The sequence below is a fragment of the Streptomyces griseorubiginosus genome, assembly GCF_036345115.1.
GTDB classification, from domain to species: domain Bacteria; phylum Actinomycetota; class Actinomycetes; order Streptomycetales; family Streptomycetaceae; genus Streptomyces; species Streptomyces griseorubiginosus_C.
The window spans coordinates 5,051,076-5,070,276 of sequence record NZ_CP107766.1; the positions used below are offsets into that span (position 1 = coordinate 5,051,076).

Annotated in this window: 21 protein-coding genes; 9 read left to right on the forward strand and 12 right to left on the reverse strand. The window is 71.1% G+C overall.

The window, feature by feature from the left end; genetic code table 11:
* Positions 1 to 45 precede the first annotated feature (45 nt).
* Positions 46 to 744 (forward strand): phosphatase PAP2 family protein, encoded by a 699-nt coding sequence (locus tag OHN19_RS22765; RefSeq protein ID WP_330265949.1) that lies wholly within the window; start codon positions 46 to 48, stop codon positions 742 to 744.
* A 10-nt stretch (positions 745 to 754) separates the two neighbouring features.
* Here OHN19_RS22765 and OHN19_RS22770 read toward each other — a convergent pair whose 3' ends face one another.
* The gene (locus tag OHN19_RS22770) at positions 755 to 2,293 is read right to left on the reverse strand and encodes an FAD-binding oxidoreductase (protein ID WP_330265950.1); all 1,539 of its coding nucleotides are present in this window, start codon (positions 2,291 to 2,293) and stop codon (positions 755 to 757) included.
* Between the two features lie 297 nt (positions 2,294 to 2,590).
* Between OHN19_RS22770 and pstS the strand changes: the two genes are divergently transcribed.
* From pstS to pstB, 4 genes are all read left to right on the forward strand, one after another.
* Positions 2,591 to 3,715, forward strand: a complete 1,125-nt coding sequence (gene pstS / locus OHN19_RS22775) for a phosphate ABC transporter substrate-binding protein PstS (RefSeq protein WP_330265951.1) — start codon at positions 2,591 to 2,593, stop codon at positions 3,713 to 3,715.
* 118 nt (positions 3,716 to 3,833) lie between these two features.
* Positions 3,834 to 4,838, forward strand: coding sequence for a phosphate ABC transporter permease subunit PstC (pstC, locus tag OHN19_RS22780; protein WP_330265952.1), 1,005 nt, complete (start codon positions 3,834 to 3,836; stop codon positions 4,836 to 4,838).
* A complete protein-coding gene (gene pstA, locus OHN19_RS22785) occupies positions 4,835 to 5,875 on the forward strand; it encodes a phosphate ABC transporter permease PstA (protein WP_330265953.1) in 1,041 nt (346 codons plus the stop codon). Before pstC ends, pstA begins: the two co-directional genes overlap by 4 nt.
* A gap of 79 nt (positions 5,876 to 5,954) precedes the next feature.
* Complete coding sequence (pstB, locus tag OHN19_RS22790) at positions 5,955 to 6,731, forward strand: phosphate ABC transporter ATP-binding protein PstB (protein WP_020140239.1); 777 nt, start codon at positions 5,955 to 5,957, stop codon at positions 6,729 to 6,731.
* A 164-nt stretch (positions 6,732 to 6,895) separates the two neighbouring features.
* On the opposite strand, the gene OHN19_RS22795 is transcribed toward pstB, so the two are convergent.
* Positions 6,896 to 7,894, reverse strand: coding sequence for an inorganic phosphate transporter (locus OHN19_RS22795; RefSeq protein WP_330265954.1), 999 nt, complete (start codon positions 7,892 to 7,894; stop codon positions 6,896 to 6,898).
* An 8-nt stretch (positions 7,895 to 7,902) separates the two neighbouring features.
* A complete protein-coding gene (locus OHN19_RS22800) occupies positions 7,903 to 8,523 on the reverse strand; it encodes a DUF47 domain-containing protein (protein WP_020140237.1) in 621 nt (206 codons plus the stop codon).
* Positions 8,524 to 8,723: 200 nt separating this feature from the next.
* On the opposite strand from OHN19_RS22800, the gene OHN19_RS22805 reads away from it, so the two are divergent.
* Positions 8,724 to 9,062, forward strand: coding sequence for a metal-sensitive transcriptional regulator (locus OHN19_RS22805; RefSeq protein WP_330269682.1), 339 nt, complete (start codon positions 8,724 to 8,726; stop codon positions 9,060 to 9,062).
* Between the two features lie 42 nt (positions 9,063 to 9,104).
* Here the strand turns inward: OHN19_RS22805 and OHN19_RS22810 are convergent, their stop codons facing one another.
* Together OHN19_RS22810 and OHN19_RS22815 are read right to left on the reverse strand one after the other, a co-directional pair.
* The gene (locus OHN19_RS22810) at positions 9,105 to 9,281 is read right to left on the reverse strand and encodes a hypothetical protein (protein WP_020122926.1); all 177 of its coding nucleotides are present in this window, start codon (positions 9,279 to 9,281) and stop codon (positions 9,105 to 9,107) included.
* Between the two features lie 98 nt (positions 9,282 to 9,379).
* Complete coding sequence (locus OHN19_RS22815; protein ID WP_330265955.1) at positions 9,380 to 10,216, reverse strand: hypothetical protein; 837 nt, start codon at positions 10,214 to 10,216, stop codon at positions 9,380 to 9,382.
* Positions 10,217 to 10,335: 119 nt separating this feature from the next.
* On the opposite strand from OHN19_RS22815, the gene OHN19_RS22820 reads away from it, so the two are divergent.
* A complete protein-coding gene (locus OHN19_RS22820; RefSeq protein ID WP_330269863.1) occupies positions 10,336 to 10,512 on the forward strand; it encodes a hypothetical protein in 177 nt (58 codons plus the stop codon).
* Here the strand turns inward: OHN19_RS22820 and OHN19_RS22825 are convergent.
* The 7 genes from OHN19_RS22825 to OHN19_RS22855 form a co-directional block, all read right to left on the reverse strand.
* Positions 10,509 to 10,916, reverse strand: a complete 408-nt coding sequence (locus OHN19_RS22825) for an NUDIX hydrolase (protein ID WP_330265956.1) — start codon at positions 10,914 to 10,916, stop codon at positions 10,509 to 10,511. The genes OHN19_RS22820 and OHN19_RS22825 overlap by 4 nt on opposite strands.
* Positions 10,913 to 11,953 (reverse strand): CHAD domain-containing protein, encoded by a 1,041-nt coding sequence (locus OHN19_RS22830; protein ID WP_330265957.1) that lies wholly within the window; start codon positions 11,951 to 11,953, stop codon positions 10,913 to 10,915. The genes OHN19_RS22825 and OHN19_RS22830 overlap by 4 nt, the downstream gene beginning before the upstream one ends.
* Complete coding sequence (locus OHN19_RS22835) at positions 11,934 to 14,168, reverse strand: RNA degradosome polyphosphate kinase (protein ID WP_330265958.1); 2,235 nt, start codon at positions 14,166 to 14,168, stop codon at positions 11,934 to 11,936. The genes OHN19_RS22830 and OHN19_RS22835 overlap by 20 nt, the downstream gene beginning before the upstream one ends.
* Before the next feature lie 481 nt (positions 14,169 to 14,649).
* Positions 14,650 to 15,357 carry a hypothetical protein gene (locus tag OHN19_RS22840; RefSeq protein ID WP_330265959.1) on the reverse strand — a complete coding sequence of 236 codons (708 nt, stop codon included), beginning with the start codon at positions 15,355 to 15,357 and terminating at the stop codon, positions 14,650 to 14,652.
* Positions 15,354 to 16,289 (reverse strand): hypothetical protein, encoded by a 936-nt coding sequence (locus tag OHN19_RS22845; RefSeq protein ID WP_330265960.1) that lies wholly within the window; start codon positions 16,287 to 16,289, stop codon positions 15,354 to 15,356. Before OHN19_RS22845 ends, OHN19_RS22840 begins: the two co-directional genes overlap by 4 nt.
* Positions 16,286 to 17,203, reverse strand: a complete 918-nt coding sequence (locus OHN19_RS22850) for an ABC transporter ATP-binding protein (RefSeq protein WP_330265961.1) — start codon at positions 17,201 to 17,203, stop codon at positions 16,286 to 16,288. Before OHN19_RS22850 ends, OHN19_RS22845 begins: the two co-directional genes overlap by 4 nt.
* The gene (locus tag OHN19_RS22855; protein WP_330265962.1) at positions 17,200 to 17,592 is read right to left on the reverse strand and encodes a GntR family transcriptional regulator; all 393 of its coding nucleotides are present in this window, start codon (positions 17,590 to 17,592) and stop codon (positions 17,200 to 17,202) included. Before OHN19_RS22855 ends, OHN19_RS22850 begins: the two co-directional genes overlap by 4 nt.
* 122 nt (positions 17,593 to 17,714) lie before the next feature.
* Here OHN19_RS22855 and OHN19_RS22860 point away from each other — a divergent pair, with 122 nt between their 5' ends.
* Together OHN19_RS22860 and OHN19_RS22865 are read left to right on the forward strand one after the other, a co-directional pair.
* Positions 17,715 to 18,257, forward strand: coding sequence for an RNA polymerase sigma factor (locus OHN19_RS22860; RefSeq protein WP_123761686.1), 543 nt, complete (start codon positions 17,715 to 17,717; stop codon positions 18,255 to 18,257).
* Positions 18,258 to 18,286: 29 nt separating this feature from the next.
* Positions 18,287 to 19,114 (forward strand): zf-HC2 domain-containing protein, encoded by an 828-nt coding sequence (locus OHN19_RS22865; RefSeq protein WP_330269683.1) that lies wholly within the window; start codon positions 18,287 to 18,289, stop codon positions 19,112 to 19,114.
* Positions 19,115 to 19,201: the final 87 nt, after the last annotated feature.

A 19,201-nucleotide genomic window follows, 5' to 3' on the forward strand; every position in this document is an offset into this window, starting at 1 on the left:
CGCACATGGGTACGCCGGGAAAGACGACGAAGGGGCCGCAGCACCATGGCTGTTCTCGCCGAATCCGGGTCGAACCCCGACGTCGACCTGCTCTACGACATCAACGGCCTGGCCAAGGACGCCCCGCACTGGTTCGACCGGGTCATGGAATACGTCGGTGAGTACGGGATCCTGTTCGGGATGGTGCTGCTCATCCTCTGGTGCTGGTGGGGCGTGCGCCGGCGGGGCGGTGAGGACGCCGCGTCCTCGGTGGCCGCGCTGGTGTGGGCGCCGCTCGCCGCAGCGCTCGCCGTTCTCGTCAACGTCCCCATAAGGGGGTTCGTCGAGCGGCCCCGGCCGTTCCGCACCCATGAGGGGCTCGAGGTCCTGGTTTCCGGGAAGACCGACTATTCCTTTGTCAGCGACCACGCGACGATCACCATGGCGATGGCCGTCGCGTTGTTCGTCGCGCACCGGAAGTTCGGCGTGGTCGGGATTCTGCTGGCGCTGCTCGAAGGGTTCTGCCGGGTCTACATGGGCGTGCACTATCCGACGGATGTCGTCGGGGGGTTCGCGCTCGGGACGGCGGTGGCCCTGTTGTTGTCGCCGCTCGCGATGGCGCTGCTGACGCCTTTGATGAAGGCGGTCCAGGGGTCGTCGAAAGGCGCGTGGCTGATTCGTGCGCGTGGGACGGAGCGCGCGGGTTCCGTGATTCCCGGGACCCGGCGGGGGGCCCAGGCCTCCGAGAGGGACCTGGCGGCGTAGCGGACCCCCGCTACAGCGACTGCGGGTACGAGAAGAAGCCCTCCGGGTCGTACTGCTTCTTCACCTTCGTCAGCTTGGTCACCGCGTCGCCGTAGTACGCCTTGCGCCAGTCCTTCAGGGTCGGGTCGGTGTAGTTCTGGTAGGCCGCTCCCGAGGCGTACGGCCGCATCGCGTTGTGAGCCCCCGTCAGCCAGCTCTGGGCCGTCGTGCCCGGCGTGCCCGCGCGCCAGGACGCGATGTACTGGGCCAGCATGCGGGAGCGGCGGTGGACGAAGGCCGTAGCCGTGGGGGAGACGCGGTTGACCGCTCCGCCGAGGGCCGTCAGGGCGATGCTGCCCGAGCCGCCCCGCACCGAGGAGATCTGCCGCAGAAGGGTCTGGATGCCCGCCGCGGAGATCGACCGGTCGAAGAAGTCCGAGTGGGCGGCGTAGGTCTCGCGGCCGAGCGCGCCCTGCCGGTTGCGGTTCGGGGTGGAGCCGGGCAGATGGCACTTGGCGTCCGTGGAGAAGGACGAGCAGCCCGCGTACGCCTCCATCGCGCTCTCGTAGGAGTGCCGGCGAAGGGTGACGCCGCGGGCCGGGGCGCCGACCCGGTCGGCCAGGCGGTCGAGGGCGTTCTGGAGCTCGCCGTAGGTGCCCAGGGAGAAGGCCGCGACCGCCACCGACGGGGAGCCGCCGTTCTCCAGGTGGCAGGAGGACCAGATCTCGTCGGGCTGGCCGGGGCCCCACTCCTGCCAGGCCCGCACCACGGCGGCCGCCTTCGACCACGGCCAGGTCGCGTACGCGGTGACGCCCTGCGGGGCCGGGTGGGTCCTGAAGTGCAGCTCGGTCACCACGCCGAAGTTGCCGTTGCCCGCCCCGCGCAGGGCCCAGAACAGGTCCTTGTTCGTGGTGGCGTTCGCGGTGAGCTGCTTGCCGTCGGCCGTGATCAGCGTGGCCTGGGTGAGGCTGTCGCAGGTGAGGCCGTAGGCCCGGGAGGCCACGCCGTGACCGCCGCCCAGCACCAGGCCGGAGACGCCGACGGTCGGGCAGGAGCCCGCCGGGATCGTCACGCCCTTCGCGGTGAGCGCCCGGTAGACGTCGATCAGCTTGGACCCGGCGCCGACCACGGCGGTGCCGCCGGAGGCGCGGACGCGGTTCAGCTTCGAGACATCGACGATCAGCCGGTTGTTTCCCGAGGACCAGCCGGCGTAGGAGTGGCCGCCGTTGCGGATGGCCACCCGCAGGCCGTGGGCGCGGGCGTAGGCGAGGGTGGTGCGGATGTCGTCCGGGTGCGCCACGTACGCGACCGCGGCGGGCCTCAGCGCGTCGAAGCGAGTGTTGTAGAGCTGGCGGGCGGTCGCCCAGTCGGAGTCGCCGGGGCGCACCAGGGGGCCGTCCAGGTCGCGGGCGAGCGCGGTCCAGTTCGCGGCGGACGCGGGCGTACGGGAGGACAGGGACCTGCCGACGGTGCTCTGTGTGGCGTCGGCGCTGCCTCCGCTGTCGCACGCGGTCGTGGTCACCGCCGTGATCGCGGCCGCGCCGGCCCCGATGAACGTACGCCGCTGCATGTGTTCGTGCCTTTCGTCGGCCTCGTCGGCTTCCGTGGAACGAGACGGGACTGAGGGGGTGAGGGTTCCCTGGTGGGTTCCGGAATCACACCGTGCCCTCGACGTAAGCGTTCCGTGACCTCACCGCACCTTTCGCAGGGGTTCACCCCTCGTTCACTTCCGGCCATAAGCGCCTTCACCTGATCTGCCTAATTTCGGCCTTACGCGATGCGAGGTGCGTCTCGAATGCGCATCCGTGTCACCCAGACTTCGCGCACGCCGCCGGATTCAGGACGGCGGCTCCCGGAAGGAACTCAAGTGAAGCTTCAGCGCAAGAACCGGCGGGCCCTCGCCTTCGGTGCTCTCGCCGTCTCCGGCGCCCTGGCCCTCACGGCGTGCGGCTCCGACGACACCAGCAGCGGCAGCGGCAGCAGCGGTGCCGCGACGGCCGCCGCCGGCAACATCAAGTGCGACGACGCCAAGGGCCAGCTGCTCGCCGACGGCTCCTCCGCGCAGAAGAACGCGATCGACGCTTGGGTCAAGCAGTTCACGCAGGCCTGTGGCGTGCAGATCAACTACAAGGGCGGCGGCTCCGGAGCCGGTGTGACCGCGTTCAACAACGGCCAGGTCGCCTTCGCCGGTTCCGACTCCGCGCTGAAGCCCGAAGAGGTCACCGCCTCCAAGAAGGTCTGCTCCGGCGGCCAGGGCATCGACCTCCCGATGGTCGGCGGCCCGATCGCCCTCGGCATCAACATCTCCGGCGTGGACAAGCTCACGCTGGACGCGCCCACCATCGCGAAGATCTTCAACTCCAAGATCACCAACTGGAACGACCCGGCGATCGCCAAGCTGAACCCGGGCGTCAAACTGCCGGACCTCAAGATCCAGGCGTTCCACCGCTCGGACGACTCCGGCACCACGGACAACTTCACCAAGTACCTCATCGCCACCGCCAAGAGCGACTGGCCCTACGAGCACGGCAAGACCTGGGTGGCCAAGGGCGGCCAGTCCGCCGCGCAGTCCTCCGGTGTCGCCCAGCAGGTGAAGCAGACCAACGGCGCCATCGGCTACTTCGAGCTCTCCTACGCCAAGGACGGCATCACGCCGGTCAGCATCAACACCGGCGCCTCCGCCCCGGTCGAGCCCACCGTCGAGAACGCCACCAAGGCCATCGCCGACGCCAAGGTCGTCGGCACCGGCTCGGACCTCGCGCTGGAGCTCAACTACGGCACCAAGGCCGAGGGTGCCTACCCGATGGTCCTGGTCACCTACGAGATCGTCTGCGACAAGGGCAACAAGGCCGACACCCTGGCCGCCACCAAGGCGTTCCTGCGCTACACCGCCTCCGAGGACGGCCAGAAGGTCCTCGCGGAGAACGACTACGCGCCGATCCCCGAGGACATCATCGCCAAGGTCCGCACCACCATCGAGGGCCTGAGCTGACCTGAGTGTGCGGTCCGGTCCGGGGCCCCGATCGAAGGGACCCCGGCCGGCCGCACCGTCCGGTGCACCGCCGCCAGGAGCCGCACCCCGCGTACGGCTCCGCAGACCGGAGAACCCGATGGACACCACACAGATAAAAGACGCACCTCCCCCGACTCCCCAGCCGACCGAGGCCGAGCAGAAGCGCGCGGCCCGTGGCGCCACCCGACCCGGTGACCGGATCTTCCTCGGTCTCTCCCGCGGGTCGGGCATCCTGCTGCTGGTGATCATGGCCGCGATCGCGGTCTTCCTCACCTACCGCGCCTCGATCGCGATCAGCAAGGACGAGGCGAACTTCTTCACCGCGTTCGAGTGGAACACCCAGCTGATCCCGCCGAAGTTCGGCATCGCGGTGCTGGCCTTCGGCACGATCGTCTCCTCGATCATCGCCATGGCCATCGCCGTCCCGATCGCGGTCGCCATCGCGCTGTTCCTCACGCACTACGCCCCGCGCAGGCTGAGCGGCCCGATCGCCTACGTGATCGACCTGCTCGCCGCCGTGCCGTCCATCGTGTACGGCCTGTGGGGCGCCCTGATCCTCGTCCCGCACATGAACGGCCTGTACGGCTGGCTCAACGACTACCTCGGCTGGACCGGCATCTTCTCCTGGCAGCAGGGCGCGCCCCGCTCCATGCTGACCGTCGGCATCCTGCTCGCGATCATGATCCTGCCGATCATCACCAACGTGAGCCGCGAGGTCTTCCGCCAGGTCCCGCAGATGCACGAGGAGGCGGCCCTGGCGCTCGGCGCCACCCGCTGGGAGGTGATCCGCATGGCGGTGATCCCCTTCGGCCGCTCCGGTGTGATCTCCGCCTCGATGCTCGGCCTCGGCCGTGCGCTCGGCGAGACGATGGCCGTCGCCACCGTGCTCTCGCCGTCCTTCGACATCCAGGCCAGCCTGCTCGACCCGGGCGGCGGCACCTTCGCCCAGAACATCGCCAGCAAGTTCGGTGAGGCCAGCGAGCTGGGCCGGGACGCGCTGATCGCCTCCGGTCTGGTCCTGTTCGTCATCACCCTGCTGGTCAACGGCGCGGCCCGCATGATCATCGCGCGTCGCAAGGAGTACTCGGGGGCCAACGCATGAGCACCGCAGCCACCGTCAGCACCCTGAAGGGTGCCCGCCTCCCGAAGTGGTCGCCGTACGCGATCGCCGCGGGCTCCGTCGCCCTCGGCGTCGGCATCAGCTTCGCCGCCGGCCTGGACAGCAGCATCCAGTGGGCGTTGATCGCCGGGCTGCTGTTCGTCCTCGGCACGTATGTCATCGCCGCCCGGGTGGAGGGCCGCCGCCAGGCCAAGGACCGGATCGCCACCTCGCTGGTCTGGGTCGCCTTCCTGCTCGCCGTCGTCCCGCTGGTCTCCCTGGTGTGGTCGACCGTCTCGCGCGGTGTGAAGGTCCTCGACTTCTACTTCCTGACCCACTCGATGGGCCTGGTCTCCGACGACGAGCCGGGCGGCGGCATCTACCACGCCATCCTCGGCAGCCTGGAGCAGGTCGGCCTCGCCACCGTGATCGCGGCGCCGATCGGCGTGCTCACCGCGATCTACCTGGTGGAGTACGGGCGCGGGAAGCTCGCCAAGGCCGTCACGTTCTTCGTCGACGTCATGACGGGCATCCCGTCGATCGTGGCGGGTCTGTTCATCCTCTCGATCATGCTGATGTTCGACATGGAGCCCTTCGGCTTCGCCGGCTCGCTCGCCCTGGCCATCCTGATGATGCCGGTCGTCGTCCGCTCCACGGAGGAGATGCTCAAGCTCGTCCCGAACGAGCTGCGCGAGGCCTCCCTGGCCCTGGGCATCCCGAAGTGGCGGACCATCCTGAAGGTGGTCATCCCGACCTCCATCGGCGGCATCACCACCGGCATCATGCTGGCGGTCGCCCGTATCGCCGGTGAGACGGCGCCCGTGCTGCTCCTGGTGTGGGGCAACTCGCTCATCAACGCCAACCCCTTCGAAGGGGCCCAGCAGTCGCTGCCGCTGTACATCTACCAGCAGTACGCGAACAGCGCGGGTGCCGGTGCGGCGTACGACCGAGCGTGGGCGGCGTCGCTGACGCTGATCGCCTTCGTGATGATCCTGAACCTGGTGGCCCGCGGCATCGCCCGCTGGAAGGCCCCGCGGTAACCATGTGCGGCTACCGCCGCGCGGCCGGTCGCTGACGCGACCCTCCCCTCAGCGACCAAGATCTGGAAGTGAAGTAGTCATGGCCAAGCGAATCGACGTGAGCGGACTCACCGCCTACTACGGCTCCCACAAGGCGATCGAAGACATCTCGATGACGGTCGAGCCCCGCTCGGTGACGGCCTTCATCGGCCCCTCCGGCTGCGGCAAGTCGACGTTCCTGCGCACCCTCAACCGGATGCACGAGGTCACCTCCGGTGGCCGGGTCGAGGGCAAGGTGCTCCTCGACGACGAGGACCTGTACGGCCAGGGCATCGACCCGGTGTCCGTCCGCCGCGAGGTCGGCATGGTCTTCCAGCGCCCGAACCCCTTCCCCACGATGTCGATCTTCGACAACGTGGCGGCGGGCCTGCGCCTGAACGGCTCGTACAAGAAGTCCGAACTGACCGACATCGTGGAGAAGTCCCTCAAGGGCGCGAACCTCTGGAACGAGGTCAAGGACCGGCTGAACAAGCCCGGTTCCGGCCTGTCCGGCGGTCAGCAGCAGCGTCTGTGCATCGCCCGCGCGATCGCGGTCGAACCGAAGGTCCTGCTCATGGACGAGCCCTGCTCGGCCCTGGACCCGATCTCCACCCTCGCCATCGAGGACCTGATCGGGGAGCTGAAGGAGCGCTTCACGATCGTCATCGTGACGCACAACATGCAGCAGGCCGCCCGGGTCTCCGACCGCACGGCGTTCTTCAACCTGGCCGCCGTCGGGCAGCCCGGCAAGCTGATCGAGATCGACGAGACGGAGCGGATCTTCTCCAACCCGTCGGTCCAGGCCACGGAGGACTACATCTCCGGCCGCTTCGGCTAGGCCGGACCCGCGCTCGGCCGCCGCGACCTGCGGTCGGCCGAGCCTCCCGAAGACCCCTCGCGGTGCTGCATGGCGGTGCCACCGCGAGGACACAGAGGGCCCGCCCCCGGATTCCGGGGGCGGGCCCGATCACGTGCGGGGCTCCTGCAGGACGTGCGGGGCTCCTACAGGAAGAGCAGGTTCACGATCCCGAAGGCGGTCGCGGCCACGATCGCCGCCGCCGGCATGGTGATGAACCAGCCCAGGATGATGTTCTTGGCGACGCCCCAGCGGACCGCGTTGACGCGCTTGGTGGCGCCGACGCCCATGATCGCCGAGGTGATGACGTGGGTCGTGGAGACCGGCGCCTTGAACAGGTAGGCGGTGGTGAACATGATCGCCGCGCCGGTGGTCTCGGCGGCGAAGCCCTGCGGGGGGTCCAGCTCGATGATCTTCCGGCCCAGGGTGCGCATGATGCGCCAGCCGCCCGCGTAGGTGCCCAGCGACAGCATCACCGCGCAGACGATCTTCACCCAGACCGGGATCGGGTCGCCGTACGTCTCGTGGCCCGAGATCACCAGGGCCATCACCACGACACCCATGGTCTTCTGGGCGTCCTGGAGGCCGTGCCCGAGGGCCATGCCGGCCGCGGACACCGTCTGCGCTATCCGGAAGCCCCGCTTGGCCTTGTGCGGGTTGGAGCGCCGGAAGATCCACATGATCGCCGTCATCACCAGGTAACCGGCGATCAGGCCGACGACCGGGGACAGGAACATCGGGATGACGACCTTGTCGAGGACGCCGCTCCAGATCACCTCGGTGCCGCCCGCGAGCGCCGCTCCGACCATGCCGCCGAACAGCGCGTGCGAGGACGAGGAGGGCAGCCCGAAGTACCAGGTGATGAGGTTCCAGGTGATCGCGCCGACCAGCGCGGCGAAGAGGATGGCCATCCCCTTCGAGCCCTCCGGCGTCTCGATCAGCCCCTCGCTGACGGTCTTGGCGACCCCGGAGCCCAGGAAGGCACCTGCCAGGTTCATGACCGCTGCCATCGCGAGCGCGGCCCGTGGCGTGAGCGCCCGCGTCGACACGGAGGTCGCGATCGCGTTGGCCGAGTCGTGGAAGCCGTTCGTGTACGTGAAGAAGAGCGCGACCAGGATGGTCACGACCAGAGCGAAGGTGTCCATGGAAAGGCTCAGGACTCCTTGACGGCGATGGTCTCCACCGTGTTCGCCACGTGCTCGAAAGCGTCCGCGGCCTCTTCCAGCACGTCCACGATCTGCTTGAGCTTGAGGACCTCGATGGCGTCGTACTTGCCGTTGAAGAGGGTGGCCAGCAGCTTGCGGTGGATCTGGTCGGCCTGGTTCTCCAGCCGGTTGACCTCGATCCAGTACTCGGTGAGGTTGTCCATGGTCCGCAGGTTCGGCATGGCCTCGGCGGTCAGCTCGGCCGCCCGGGCCAGGACCTCGATCTGCTGCTCGACGCCCTTGGGGAGTTCCTCGACGTTGTAGAGGACGACCAGGTCGACGGCCTCCTCCATGAAGTCCATGATGTCGTCGAGGGAGGACGCCAGGTTGTAGATGTCCTCGCGGTCGAACGGCGTGATGAACGAGGAGTTCAGTTGGTGGAAGATCGCGTGCGTGGCATCGTCACCGGCGTGTTCCGCGGCCCGCATACGCTCTGCGATCTCGGCCCGGCCGGCGGTGTCCGCCCCGAGCAGTTCCATCAGGAGCTTCGAGCCCGTGACGATGTTGTCCGCGGAGGCGGCGAACATGTCGTAGAAGCTCGTCTCCCTGGGGGTCAGACGAAAGCGCACAAGGGGTCCTCGGGGTGCATCGGTTTCGGTCAGGGTGATGCTAAGTGCATCATCCGGCCACGGCTAATGGGCCGTCCCCCAGTGTCGCCCATCAGGCACAGTGGTTGGCACGGGGGCCGTCCGCAGGCCCTATACCCGGGAAACTTAGGTACGATATACCCAGGAGGGGTATAGGAATGCCCCTTGTTGTGGAGGACGCGATGACGACGACCGACACCGGCGCCTCGGCGCCCTCCGAGACGGTGACCGAAAACACCACCCACGGCTACCACAAGCAGAAGGACGAGCACCTCAAGCGCCTGCGCCGGATCGAGGGCCAGATCCGCGGCCTTCAGCGGATGGTCGACGAGGACGTCTACTGCATCGACATACTCACGCAGGTGTCCGCCTCCACCAAGGCGCTCCAGTCCTTCGCGCTCCAGCTCCTGGAGGAACACCTGCGGCACTGCGTCGCCGACGCTGCCGTCAAGGGCGGCGCCGAGATCGACGCGAAGGTCGAGGAGGCCACGAAGGCGATCGGCCGCCTGCTGCGCACCTGACCGCCGCCGCTTCGACGCTACGACGGAACAGGCGCCCCCGGCTCAGCGGCCGGGGGCGTCCGCGCGTTCCTCGGCCACTTTCAGCACCTCGTCGATGCTCTCCAGGCTGAGCCGGTCGTCCGCAGCCGAGGCCGCGATGATCAGCTCTCCGCACAGCTCGATCTCGGCGAGGGCCACGTGGTCCTGAACCGCCGTACCGCCGACCGGAGCCACGCGCATCACCTCTTCTCTGCCGTTACCGACTTCCTAGAGTAGGGAGCGGCCTACACACCGCGCATGGCACGGAAGGGCTAGTCCTTGACGCCCGTCACGGCCGCTCACCCTTCGGCGATCTTGCCGGCGTAGATGTCCCGGGCGGCCGGCAGCCGTACGTCCGCGGCCACTCCGAAGTCGTACAGCAGGGTCGTCGAGGCGACCGCGACGGTACCGGGCTGCTGCCCGTTGACGAAACTGAAGCGGTGCCGGACCTTGCGGATGCGGCCCTGGTCGTCGAGGTACACGTCGAACGGCACCGCGGCCGTGGCGAACCCTTTCGCCGCCGCGGCCAGCACACCCCTGTTGGCGGCGGACGCGCTCCGCGCCGCTGCGGTGAGGTCCGCGGTCCCCCGGTAGTGCCGCACCTCGGTCCCGGCCAGCTCGGTCACCCCGACGTACGTCGCCGTCCTGGTCCCGCGCAGCACCTCGGCGGCGGCGAGCGGGTCGGTGGCGCCACCGGTGACCAGGTTGCCGTCGGAGAGACCGGCGGTGTCCACCCGCACCCACTTGTCGGCGGGCACACCGGCACCCCGGTTCTTCATGAACAGGGCGCCGGGGGCGAGGAGTTCGGTGATGGGCCGGTGCTCGCTGGTGCCCGCCGGGTCCTGCGGCAGCAGCACCCGCAGCCGGCCGAGCCGCCCGCGGTAGTCGTACACGCCCTCGCCGCGGATGGTGACCCGGGTGCCGCCGGTGGCCATCTCCATCGAGGTGCTGGCCTTCGAACTGCCCGTGCCCACCAGGGTGTCGGGGGCCCGGCGCAGGGTGCCCACCGGGTCGGCCGCGAGCGCGCCGGCCGGGCCGCTGCCGCCGCCCGAGCAGCCGGCGGCGCAGGCGCCGGCCATGAGCACCGCCACGACGACGACCGCCCCGCGGGCCTGCCTGTGCTGCCGCTCCGCCATCGCCGCCTACCCCCAGCCGATACGTCCGTCAAGGACCCGTGTCGTTCCGCTTAACGACGGCTGGGTGGGGCCGTCACGCGCACACCGGCCGTTTACCCGGGGTGGGTAACGTTGTCGGTGTGGCGCAGCAGGACAGGATCCCCCCACCTCCTCCCGACGCACCGGTCCACGAGACGCGGATGGTCGAGCAGGGCCGCTTCTGCCTGGCCCGGTGCACCTGCGGCTGGCGTGGCCCGGCCCGCAGAGCCCGCAGCCAGGCCCGCGCGGACGCGGCGGGTCACGCCGGGGACGGCTAGAGCGGCAGCAGTTCGTCGATCAGGGTGCGGTCGCGGTACTGCGTGAGACGGCTGCGGGCCGCGGCCGGGGAGAGCCACAGGATGCGGTCCACCTCGTCGTTCGGGGTGAAGCGGCCTCCGGTCACCTCGGCCGCCCAGTAACGGACCCGCTTGGGACGGCCGTTGGCCATGTAGCGGACGGTGGGCAGCTCGGTTCCGGGCTCGGCGGTGTAGCCCGTCTCCTCCTCCACCTCGCGCAGCGCGCCGGCGAGGGCGTCCTCCGCGCGCTTCAACTTGCCCTTGGGGTGCGACCAGTCGTCGTACTTCGGCCGGTGGACCAGGCAGATCTCGAGGTCGCCGGCGATCGGGGAGCGGCGCCACAGGACGCAGCCGGCTGCCTGGATGACGGAGTCGTCGTCGGTCATGTGCTCACCGCCTGTTTCTGCCAGCACTGCTGGAAGGCGAACCGGGCCGCCTCCACCTCGTGGCGCTGGTCGGCGTGCAGGACGCCGAGGGCGTAGGCGGTGGCCGGGGCGATACGGGGGGTGCGGGCCGCCGAGGCCGCCGCTGCCGCCGCCTCCGAGGCGTCCCGGTGGCGGTCCAGGCACTGGCCCGCCGACAGGAGCCGTACGTCCACCGCGGGGCTCAGGACCTCGCGGGCGTAGCGGTGCAGGCGCAGGAGGAGGCGGACCTGGTGCCAGGGGGCGTCCTGGGGGTGCGGGGAGGGGTCGGGGGAGAGGCCGTGGATGAGGGCCTCGGCGTTGTAGGGGTGGCCCGCGGTGACCAGGGGCAGGGCCGTCGCCGCGTCGTCCAGGCGTTCCTGGGCCGCCGCGGCCAGGGGGTGCAGGTCGGTGCCGGCGGCGCTCTTGACCAGGGGGACCTCGCTGGCCAGGACGGCGATGGTGTCGGCGACCGCGTGGAAGCGGGAGGAGCCGAGGGCCTGGAGCGCGGTGGAGTGGGCGCGGGTGCGGGCGAGGGTGAGCTGGCGGTCCAGGAGGGCGCCCGCCTTGGCCGCGCCCACGGTCAGGTTGCCGCGGTCGGGGACGGGCGCGGGGGCGGGCTGAGCCGTGAGCGCCGTGGGGCCCGCCCCCTGGGCCGGGAACACCGCGCCGGACAGCCGGTGCAGGGCCAGCAACAGCCGTTCCAGCCGGGACTCGTAGGCGTGCTCCATGCCCAAGGTGCCGGAGAGCCAGGCCAGTTCGGGGCGGAGCGACTCCGACCAGTCGGGGTCCAGGAGGGGGCGGAAGGTGTGGAGGCTGGCGCTGATGCGGCGGACCGAGCGGCGCAGGGCCCGGGCCGCGTCGACGGGGGCCTCCGGGCCCTGTGTCTCGGCTCCGCCTTCGCGGTGCCGGCGCAGGGCCCGGAGGAACTCCGTGGCCTGGGACCGCAGGTAGCCCGCGAGGGCGTCCCCGGTCACCGGTCCGGCCAACGGGTCCGTCGGTTCAAGGTGTTGCTGTGCCACGCCGGCGCCTCCGGGCGTCTATGAGCATCTCCTGGACGTTGCGCAGGGGTTGGCCGTCCGCGTCCGTGGCGTGCCGGGTCCACTCGCCGTCCGGGCCGAGGTGCCAGGACGCGGTGGTGTCCGACATGCCGGTCTCCAGCAGCCGGTTGAGGGCGGCCCGGTGGGCGGGGTCGGTGACCCGGACCAGGGCCTCTATCCGGCGGTCGAGGTTGCGGTGCATCATGTCGGCGCTGCCGATCCAGACCTCGGGCTCGCCGCCGTTGCCGAAGGCGAAGACCCGGGAGTGCTCCAGGAACCGGCCGAGGATCGAGCGGACCCGGATGTTCTCCGACATGCCCGCGACGCCGGGGCGGATCGCGCAGATGCCGCGCACCCAGACGTCGACCGGCACGCCCGCCTGGGACGCGCGGTAGAGCGAGTCGATGAGCGCCTCGTCCACCATCGAGTTGACCTTGATGCGGATGAAGGCCGGGCGCCCTGCGCGGTGGTGCTGGACTTCCTTGTTCACACGGGAAATGAGGCCGTCGCGAAGGGACTTGGGGGCCACCAGGAGGCGGCGGTAGGTCTCGCGGCGGGAGTAGCCGGACAGCCGGTTGAAGAGGTCGGAGAGGTCCGCGCCGACCTGCGGGTCGGCGGTGAGCAGGCCGAGGTCCTCGTAGAGCCGGGCCGTCTTGGGGTGGTAGTTGCCGGTGCCGACGTGGCTGTACCGCCGTAGCGTGTCGCCTTCCTGACGGACCACCAGGGACAGCTTGCAGTGGGTCTTCAGGCCGACCAGGCCGTAGACGACATGGCAGCCCGCCTCCTCCAGCTTGCGCGCCCACTTGATGTTGGCGTGCTCGTCGAAGCGGGCCTTGATCTCGACCAGGACGAGGACCTGCTTGCCGGCCTCGGCGGCGTCGATGAGGGCGTCGACGATGGGGGAGTCGCCCGAGGTGCGGTACAGGGTCTGCTTGATGGCGAGGACGTCCGGGTCGTCTGCGGCCTGCTGGAGGAAGGCCTGGACGGACGTCGAGAAGCTGTCGTAGGGGTGGTGCAGCAGGACGTCACGGGTGCGCAGGGCGGCGAAGATGTCCGGCGCGGACGCGGACTCGACCTCGGCCAGGTCGCGGTGGACGCCGGCGATGAACTTGCGGTACTTCAGCTCGGGCCGGTCGAGGGAGGCGATGCGGAAGAGGCCGGTGAGGTCGAGCGGGCCGGGCAGCGGGTAGACCTCCGCCTCGGAGATCTTCAGCTCGCGCACGAGGAGGTCCAGCACCTCGCGGTCGATGGACTCCTCGACCTCCAGGCGGACCGGCGGGCCGAAGCGGCGCCGCATGAGCTCCTTCTCCAGGGCCTGGAGGAGGTTCTCGGCGTCGTCCTCCTCGACCTCCAGGTCCTCGTTGCGGGTGACCCGGAAGGTGTGGTGCTCCAGGACCTCCATGCCCGGGAACAGCTCTTCCAGGTGGGCGGCGATGACGTCCTCGATGGGGACGTAGCGGCCGGGGGAGGACTCCAGGAAGCGGGAGAGCAGCGGGGGGACCTTGACCCGGGCGAAGTGGCGGTTGCCGTTGACCGGGTTGCGCACGATCACGGCCAGGTTCAGGGAGAGGCCGGAGATGTACGGGAAGGGGTGGGCGGGGTCGACGGCGAGGGGGGTGAGGACGGGGAAGATCTGGTGCCGGAACAGGGTGAACAGGCGGGCCTGCTCCTTCTCCTGGAGTTCGTTCCAGCGGACCAGGTGGATGCCCTCCTCGGCGAGCGCGGGGGCGACGTCCTCGTGGTAGCAGGCGGCGTGCCGGGCCATCAGCTCGCGGGAGCGGGCCCAGATCATCTCCAGGACCTCGCGGGGCTGGAGGCCGGAGGCGGAGCGGGTGGCGACGCCGGTGGCGATACGGCGCTTCAGTCCGGCCACCCGGACCATGAAGAACTCGTCCAGGTTGCTGGCGAAGATGGCGAGGAAGTTCGCGCGCTCCAGCAGGGGGGTGTTGGGGTCCTCGGCGAGTTCCAGGACCCGCTCGTTGAACGCGAGCCAGCTGCGTTCCCGGTCGAGGAAACGGCCCTGTGGGAGCTGGGCGGCACCGTCGACCGGGATCTCCTCGTACGCGTCGAGATCGGCGTCGAGGTCGGGCTCCAGATCGGAGACGGTGGCCGACACGGTGTGCGGGCGGTGCGCGGCTATGGAGCCCACGGAGGGCTGCACGTGCTGGACCTCTGCCTGGGTGTTCGACTGGCTCATGGACCCATTCTTCCGCGCCAGGAGCGAAACGGGCGCGTCGGAGGCGGCGAGCGGGAGCACGGCGGCGACCCGGGGGGCGACGACCGGGACGCCCCCGTCCCCCGGGACCCCCTCGGGCGGCGGCGAAGGCTCTGGCACGACGGGCTTCATCCACCGAGCCTCGCAAGCCTGTCTGAACCAACGGTTACAGCGACATGGCGGTAGGGATATGGCGCCACGACTCCCGGGGGGTGGGGGTGCGGTGTTCTGGGGCGCGGGTTAAAGCTCCCGCCGGGGGTGGGGGGCGTGGTTCCTGGCGGGGCGCGGCTCGCTGAGGGGGCGGCTTCTCGATGGCGGGCCGTGGCTCGGCAGGGTGGGGCCGTGGTTCCCGGCGACAGGGAACGGCTTCTCCAGCGCGGGCCGCGGCTGCCGGTGGCTGGGCACAGTTCTTTACGGCGGGGCGCGGCCCCCAAGCGTGGCTGAGGAGAGGGGTGGGTCGTGGTCAGGGAGTGGTGCGGCGCAGTTGCCAGTAGGCGGCTGTTGTTGCCAGGGCTGTGGTGGTGAGGAGTACGGCGGTTTCCGTCAGATGGGTGGGCCAGAAGTCGGGGGTGCGGTGGGGCTCCAGGGTGCGGTTCAGGACGGTTGTCAGGGTTATCGAGACTGCCAGGGCGGGGAGTGGGCGGCGCAGGAGGAGGGCCGTGAGGGTGCCGACGGCGAGGGCGCAGAGGCCGTACGCCACCACCAGGGGGCCGTGGTCGGCGAACACGTCGTTGAAGAGGAGGTTGTCGCCCCTCAGGCCGCGGTGTGCCGACCAGGCCCAGCGGTAGACGGGGACGAAGACGGCGCCGCCGAGGACGAGCGCGGCCGCCGGCAGGGCGAGCTTGGCGGTGAGCCAGCGGGCCGGGGAGACGCCCTGGGTCCAGGCCAGCCGCGCGGTGTCGCTCTCCAGCTCGCGGCCGATCAGCGCGCCGCTCGCCCAGGCGGCCACCGCCCAGTAGCTGTAGTACATGAACGTGCCGATCCAGCTCACCGCGCCGCTGTAGGCCCCGCACATCCCGTTCCTGGGGCAGGAGCCGGCCGTGACCTCGGTGAGCCACACCAGGTAGGCCACCGAGCCGAGCACGAAGGCGGTCCACACGATCAGCGCCGTGCGGTGCAGCCGCAGCACGGTCCGGACGAGCCCCCGCCGGGGGAGGGCCGGCGCGCTCATCCGGTCGCCGCCCGCCTGCGCAGGAGGCCGAACGCGAGGGCGACGGCCACGGCGGTGAGGGCGAGCAGGACGCCGGTCTCCAGGAGCTGGCGGGGCCAGTAGTCGGGGGAGGGCAGGTAGGCGCGGGTGAAGCGCACGACATCGTGCTGTGCGAGGCACGCCTTGTCGTCGTAGCAGCCCGGGTCGCTGATCCGGGCGCCCGTGGAGGTGATCGCCCGGCTGCGGGAGTGCAGTTCGGGCTGCTGGTAGCGGCCCTGGAAGGGCCAGTGGTTGCCGCGGAAGGCGTAGACGAGGAAGTACGTGAACCCGCTGAAGGCGAGCGCGGGCAGGGTGCGTCGGACCGCGAGGCCGACCAGGGTGCCGAGGGCGAGTCCGAGCAGCGGGGCGGCGACGGTGGCCGGGCCGAGGGAGAAGTAGAGGGAGCGGGGGCCGATGCCGGCGATCAGCAGGTTGGCGTGGGCGGACCACAGCTGGTGGTACAGCAGGGTGAGCAGGCCCGTTCCGACGACGATGAAGGCGGCCGGCACGGCGAGCTTCACGGCGAGCCAGCGGGCCGGGGACACCGACTGGGTCCAGGCGAGCCGCGCGGTGCCGCTCTCCAGCTCCCGCGCGATCAGCGGGCCGCCGGCGAACAGGGCGACGGCGAAGGAGGCCAGGGTGATCAGGGTGTCGGGGTAGTAGAACAGGCTGTTGTACGCGTCCGCCGGGCCGCCTGTGACGAGGAGCCCGCCGTAGCCGTAGGTCTCGAGCGCGTGCTGGGCGGAGTGGGCGCCGGGGCCGAGGAGCCAGAGCAGGAGGCCCGCGGTGCCGGCCACCCAGGCGAGCCAGATCCACAGGGCGGCACGGTGCAGCCGCAGCACCGTGCGGACCAGGCCGCGCGGTGCCGGGGTGACCACGGGAGCGGGGGCCCGGTCGAGGGTCGTGGCGCTCATGCCGTCACCGCCTGCGGGGCCGCGGTGGTGCCCGGGGTGAGCAGGGCGGGGGCCTCGGGGGCGCGGAGGTGCGCGAGCAGCAGTTCCTCCAGGGAGGGCTCCTCGGTGGCCCAGCCCTCGCCGACCGGGCCGTCCCGGCGGATCAGGGCGGTCAGGCCGCGGCCCGCCGCACGGGATTCGATGACCGTGTGCGGGGCCAGGTCCTCGGGGGTGCCGCGGCCGGTGACCAGGGTGTGGGCGGCGAGCAGGTCGTCGATGCCGCCGCCGAGCCGGACCCGGCCGCCGCCCAGGAGCAGCAGGTGGTCGCAGGCGTCGGCGAGCTCGGCGACGATGTGCGAGGACATCAGCACGGTGGTGCCGTGTTCGGCGGCGTCCGCCATCAGGGTGCCCATCAGTTCGTGCCGGGCGAGCGGGTCGAGGTCGGCCATCGGCTCGTCGAGGAGCATCAGCTCGGGCCGCTTGCCGAGCGCGAGGGCGAGCGCGACCCGGGTGCGCTGCCCGCCGGAGAGGCCGCGGATCCGGGACTTCGGATCGAGGTCTCCCTGCTCGACGATCCGGGCCGCGCGGGCGGCGTCCCAGCGGGCCGGGTTGAGCTCGGCGCCCATGCGCAGGGTCTCGGCGACGGTCAGCTGGGGGTAGAGCGGCTTGTTCTGGGCGAGGTAGGAGACCCGGTCGCGGGCCGCGCCGGGCGCCCCGCCGAGGACGGTGAGCGTGCCGGCGGTGGACCGCAGCAGGCCGGCGGCTATCGCGAGGAGGGTGGACTTCCCGGCGCCGTTGGGGCCGACCAGCGCGCTGATGCGGCCCGCGGGCAGCCGGAAGGAGCAGCCGTCGAGGGCGGCGCCCCGCCTGCCGTACCGCTTGCCCAGGCCGGACGCCTCCAGGGCGACGGCCGGGCTGGTACTGGTGGAACTCACTGGTCCCCCTTAGGGAAGTGTTCATCGAGTACGGCGGTCAGGAGCGCGTCGACGTCCTCGCGCCCGAGGCCCGCCGACCGGGCCCGCACGGCCCAGGCGTCGAGCTCGGCGCGCAGGGGGGTGTCGGCGGCCTGGACAGCGGCGCCGAGCGTCCTGCGGACGAAGGTGCCGAGGCCGCGGCGGGCCTCGACCAGGCCCTCCCGTTCCAGTTCGCGGTAGGCCTTGAGCACGGTGTTCGGGTTGATGGCGGTGGCTTCCACGACCTCGCGGGCGGTGGGGAGCCGGTCGCCGGGTTCGAGGAGGCCCAGTCGAAGGGCCTGCTTGGTCTGCTGGACGATCTGCACGTAGGTGGCGACGCCGGAGCGCCGGTCGATGCGGTACTCGACCACGCGGACAACCACCCTTTCACTAATTGAGTAGTGAAAGGGTGGTGGAAGGTGTCCGGGAAAGTCAAGCGTGGTTTTCTCGGAGCCACGTGAACCGGTCGGCGGGGGTCGTCCGATGAGAGGGCGTGAGGGAAACGAGAAGCGACGGGGAGCTGCTGCGGGCCATCGCCGCGGACGGGGACCGGCGCGCCTTCGAGGAGCTGTACCGGCGGTACGCGCCCTGGCTGCTGGCCAGGCTGCGCGGCCGGTGCGCCGATCCGAACCTGGTCGACGACGTCGTACAGGAGACCTTCCTGGCGGTGTGGCGGGGGACCGCCAGGTACCGCGAGGAGGGCGATGTGGCGGGGTGGCTGTGGCGGATCGGGTCGCGGCGGCTGATCGACGCGCTGCGCGGCGACGGGGCGCGGGGGCGGCTCAGGCAGGCCCTGTCCCGGATCCGGCACCGCGACGAGGAGTCCGCGGAGGAACGCGTGCTCGCGGGGGTGGAGCACGGGGACCTCGCGGGCGCCCTCGTCCGGCTCTCACCGGAGCTGCGGGCGGTGCTCCAGGCGACGGTCATCGACGGGCTGACCACCCGCGAGGCCGCCGTCCTGCTGGGCATCCCGCCCGGCACCGTCAAGACCCGGGCGATGCGGGCCCGCAAGCAGCTGCGGGAGGCACTGGCATGAGCACGAGTACCCCCGAGGGAGGTGGCGGCATGACCTGGCATGTGGCCGAGGAAGATCTACGGGCCTACGCCCGGGGCGAGTTGGCCGCCCCCCTGCTCTGGTCCGCCGACACCCACCTGGCCGCCTGCGCCGAGTGCCGGGGACTGCTGGCCGGCGTCACCGACCCGGTCGCGCTGGACGCCGGCTGGGAGCGGCTGGACGCCGAACTGGACGCGCCCCGGCCGGGCTGGTTCGAGTCACTGCTGACCCGGGCCGGGATCGCCGACCACACCGCCCGGCTGCTCACGGCCACACCGGTGCTGCGGCGGTCCTGGCTGGCGGCCGTGGTGTTCCTGCTGCTGGCGACCGTCGGCGTGGTGCACACGGCCGGTTCACCGACCCTGTTCCTCGTCCTCGCCCCGCTGCTGCCCCTGGCCGGCGTCTCGCTGTCGTACGGCCCGGTGCTCGACCCGACGTACGAGATGGCCGTCGTCGCGCCCCTGCACGGCTTCCGGCTGCTGATGATCCGCACGCTCGCCGTGCTCGCCGCGGGGCTCGGCCTCAACGGACTCGCCACCCTCGCCCTGCCCGACTACGGCCTGCGCGCGCTCGCCTGGCTGCTGCCCGCGCTCGCGCTCACCGGGACCGCCCTCGCCCTCACCCCACGGCTCGGGCCGGTCCTCGCGCCGTCCCTGGTCGGCGGCGCCTGGGTCGTCGTACTGCTGACCGCACAGGCCGCGCAGCAGCCGGACGCCGGTTCGCTCGCGCCGTTCACCGCGGCCGGCCAGGGCGTTGCGGCGGCCGTCGCCACGCTCGCCGCCGGGCTGCTGTTCCTGCTCCGCGACCGCTTCGACCTGTTCAACGGGAGCGCGGAGTGACGGCGGGCCACCTCGGACGCCGCCGCATGACCCACTTCGATCACGGCGATCGTACGACCGACTTCGATCACGGCGATCACACGATCG

Excerpts from the sequence above, each read along its gene's own strand:
- pstA (WP_330265953.1), top strand. The coding sequence starts at position 4,835 with ATGAGCACCGCAGCCACCGTCAGCACCCTGAAGGGTGCCCGCCTCCCG.
- OHN19_RS22815 (WP_330265955.1), bottom strand. The coding sequence starts at position 10,216 with ATGGCGGAGCGGCAGCACAGGCAGGCCCGCGGGGCGGTCGTCGTCGTG.
- OHN19_RS22810 (WP_020122926.1), bottom strand. The coding sequence starts at position 9,281 with ATGCGCGTGGCTCCGGTCGGCGGTACGGCGGTTCAGGACCACGTGGCC.
- OHN19_RS22795 (WP_330265954.1), bottom strand. The coding sequence starts at position 7,894 with ATGGACACCTTCGCTCTGGTCGTGACCATCCTGGTCGCGCTCTTCTTC.
- OHN19_RS22825 (WP_330265956.1), bottom strand. The coding sequence starts at position 10,916 with ATGACCGACGACGACTCCGTCATCCAGGCAGCCGGCTGCGTCCTGTGG.
- OHN19_RS22835 (WP_330265958.1), bottom strand. The coding sequence starts at position 14,168 with ATGAGCCAGTCGAACACCCAGGCAGAGGTCCAGCACGTGCAGCCCTCC.
- OHN19_RS22865 (WP_330269683.1), top strand. The coding sequence starts at position 18,287 with ATGACCTGGCATGTGGCCGAGGAAGATCTACGGGCCTACGCCCGGGGC.
- OHN19_RS22845 (WP_330265960.1), bottom strand. The coding sequence starts at position 16,289 with ATGAGCGCCACGACCCTCGACCGGGCCCCCGCTCCCGTGGTCACCCCG.
- OHN19_RS22770 (WP_330265950.1), bottom strand. The coding sequence starts at position 2,293 with ATGCAGCGGCGTACGTTCATCGGGGCCGGCGCGGCCGCGATCACGGCG.
- OHN19_RS22805 (WP_330269682.1), top strand. The coding sequence starts at position 8,724 with ATGACGACGACCGACACCGGCGCCTCGGCGCCCTCCGAGACGGTGACC.
- OHN19_RS22765 (WP_330265949.1), top strand. The coding sequence starts at position 46 with ATGGCTGTTCTCGCCGAATCCGGGTCGAACCCCGACGTCGACCTGCTC.
- pstB (WP_020140239.1), top strand. The coding sequence starts at position 5,955 with ATGGCCAAGCGAATCGACGTGAGCGGACTCACCGCCTACTACGGCTCC.
- OHN19_RS22840 (WP_330265959.1), bottom strand. The coding sequence starts at position 15,357 with ATGAGCGCGCCGGCCCTCCCCCGGCGGGGGCTCGTCCGGACCGTGCTG.
- pstC (WP_330265952.1), top strand. The coding sequence starts at position 3,834 with ATGGACACCACACAGATAAAAGACGCACCTCCCCCGACTCCCCAGCCG.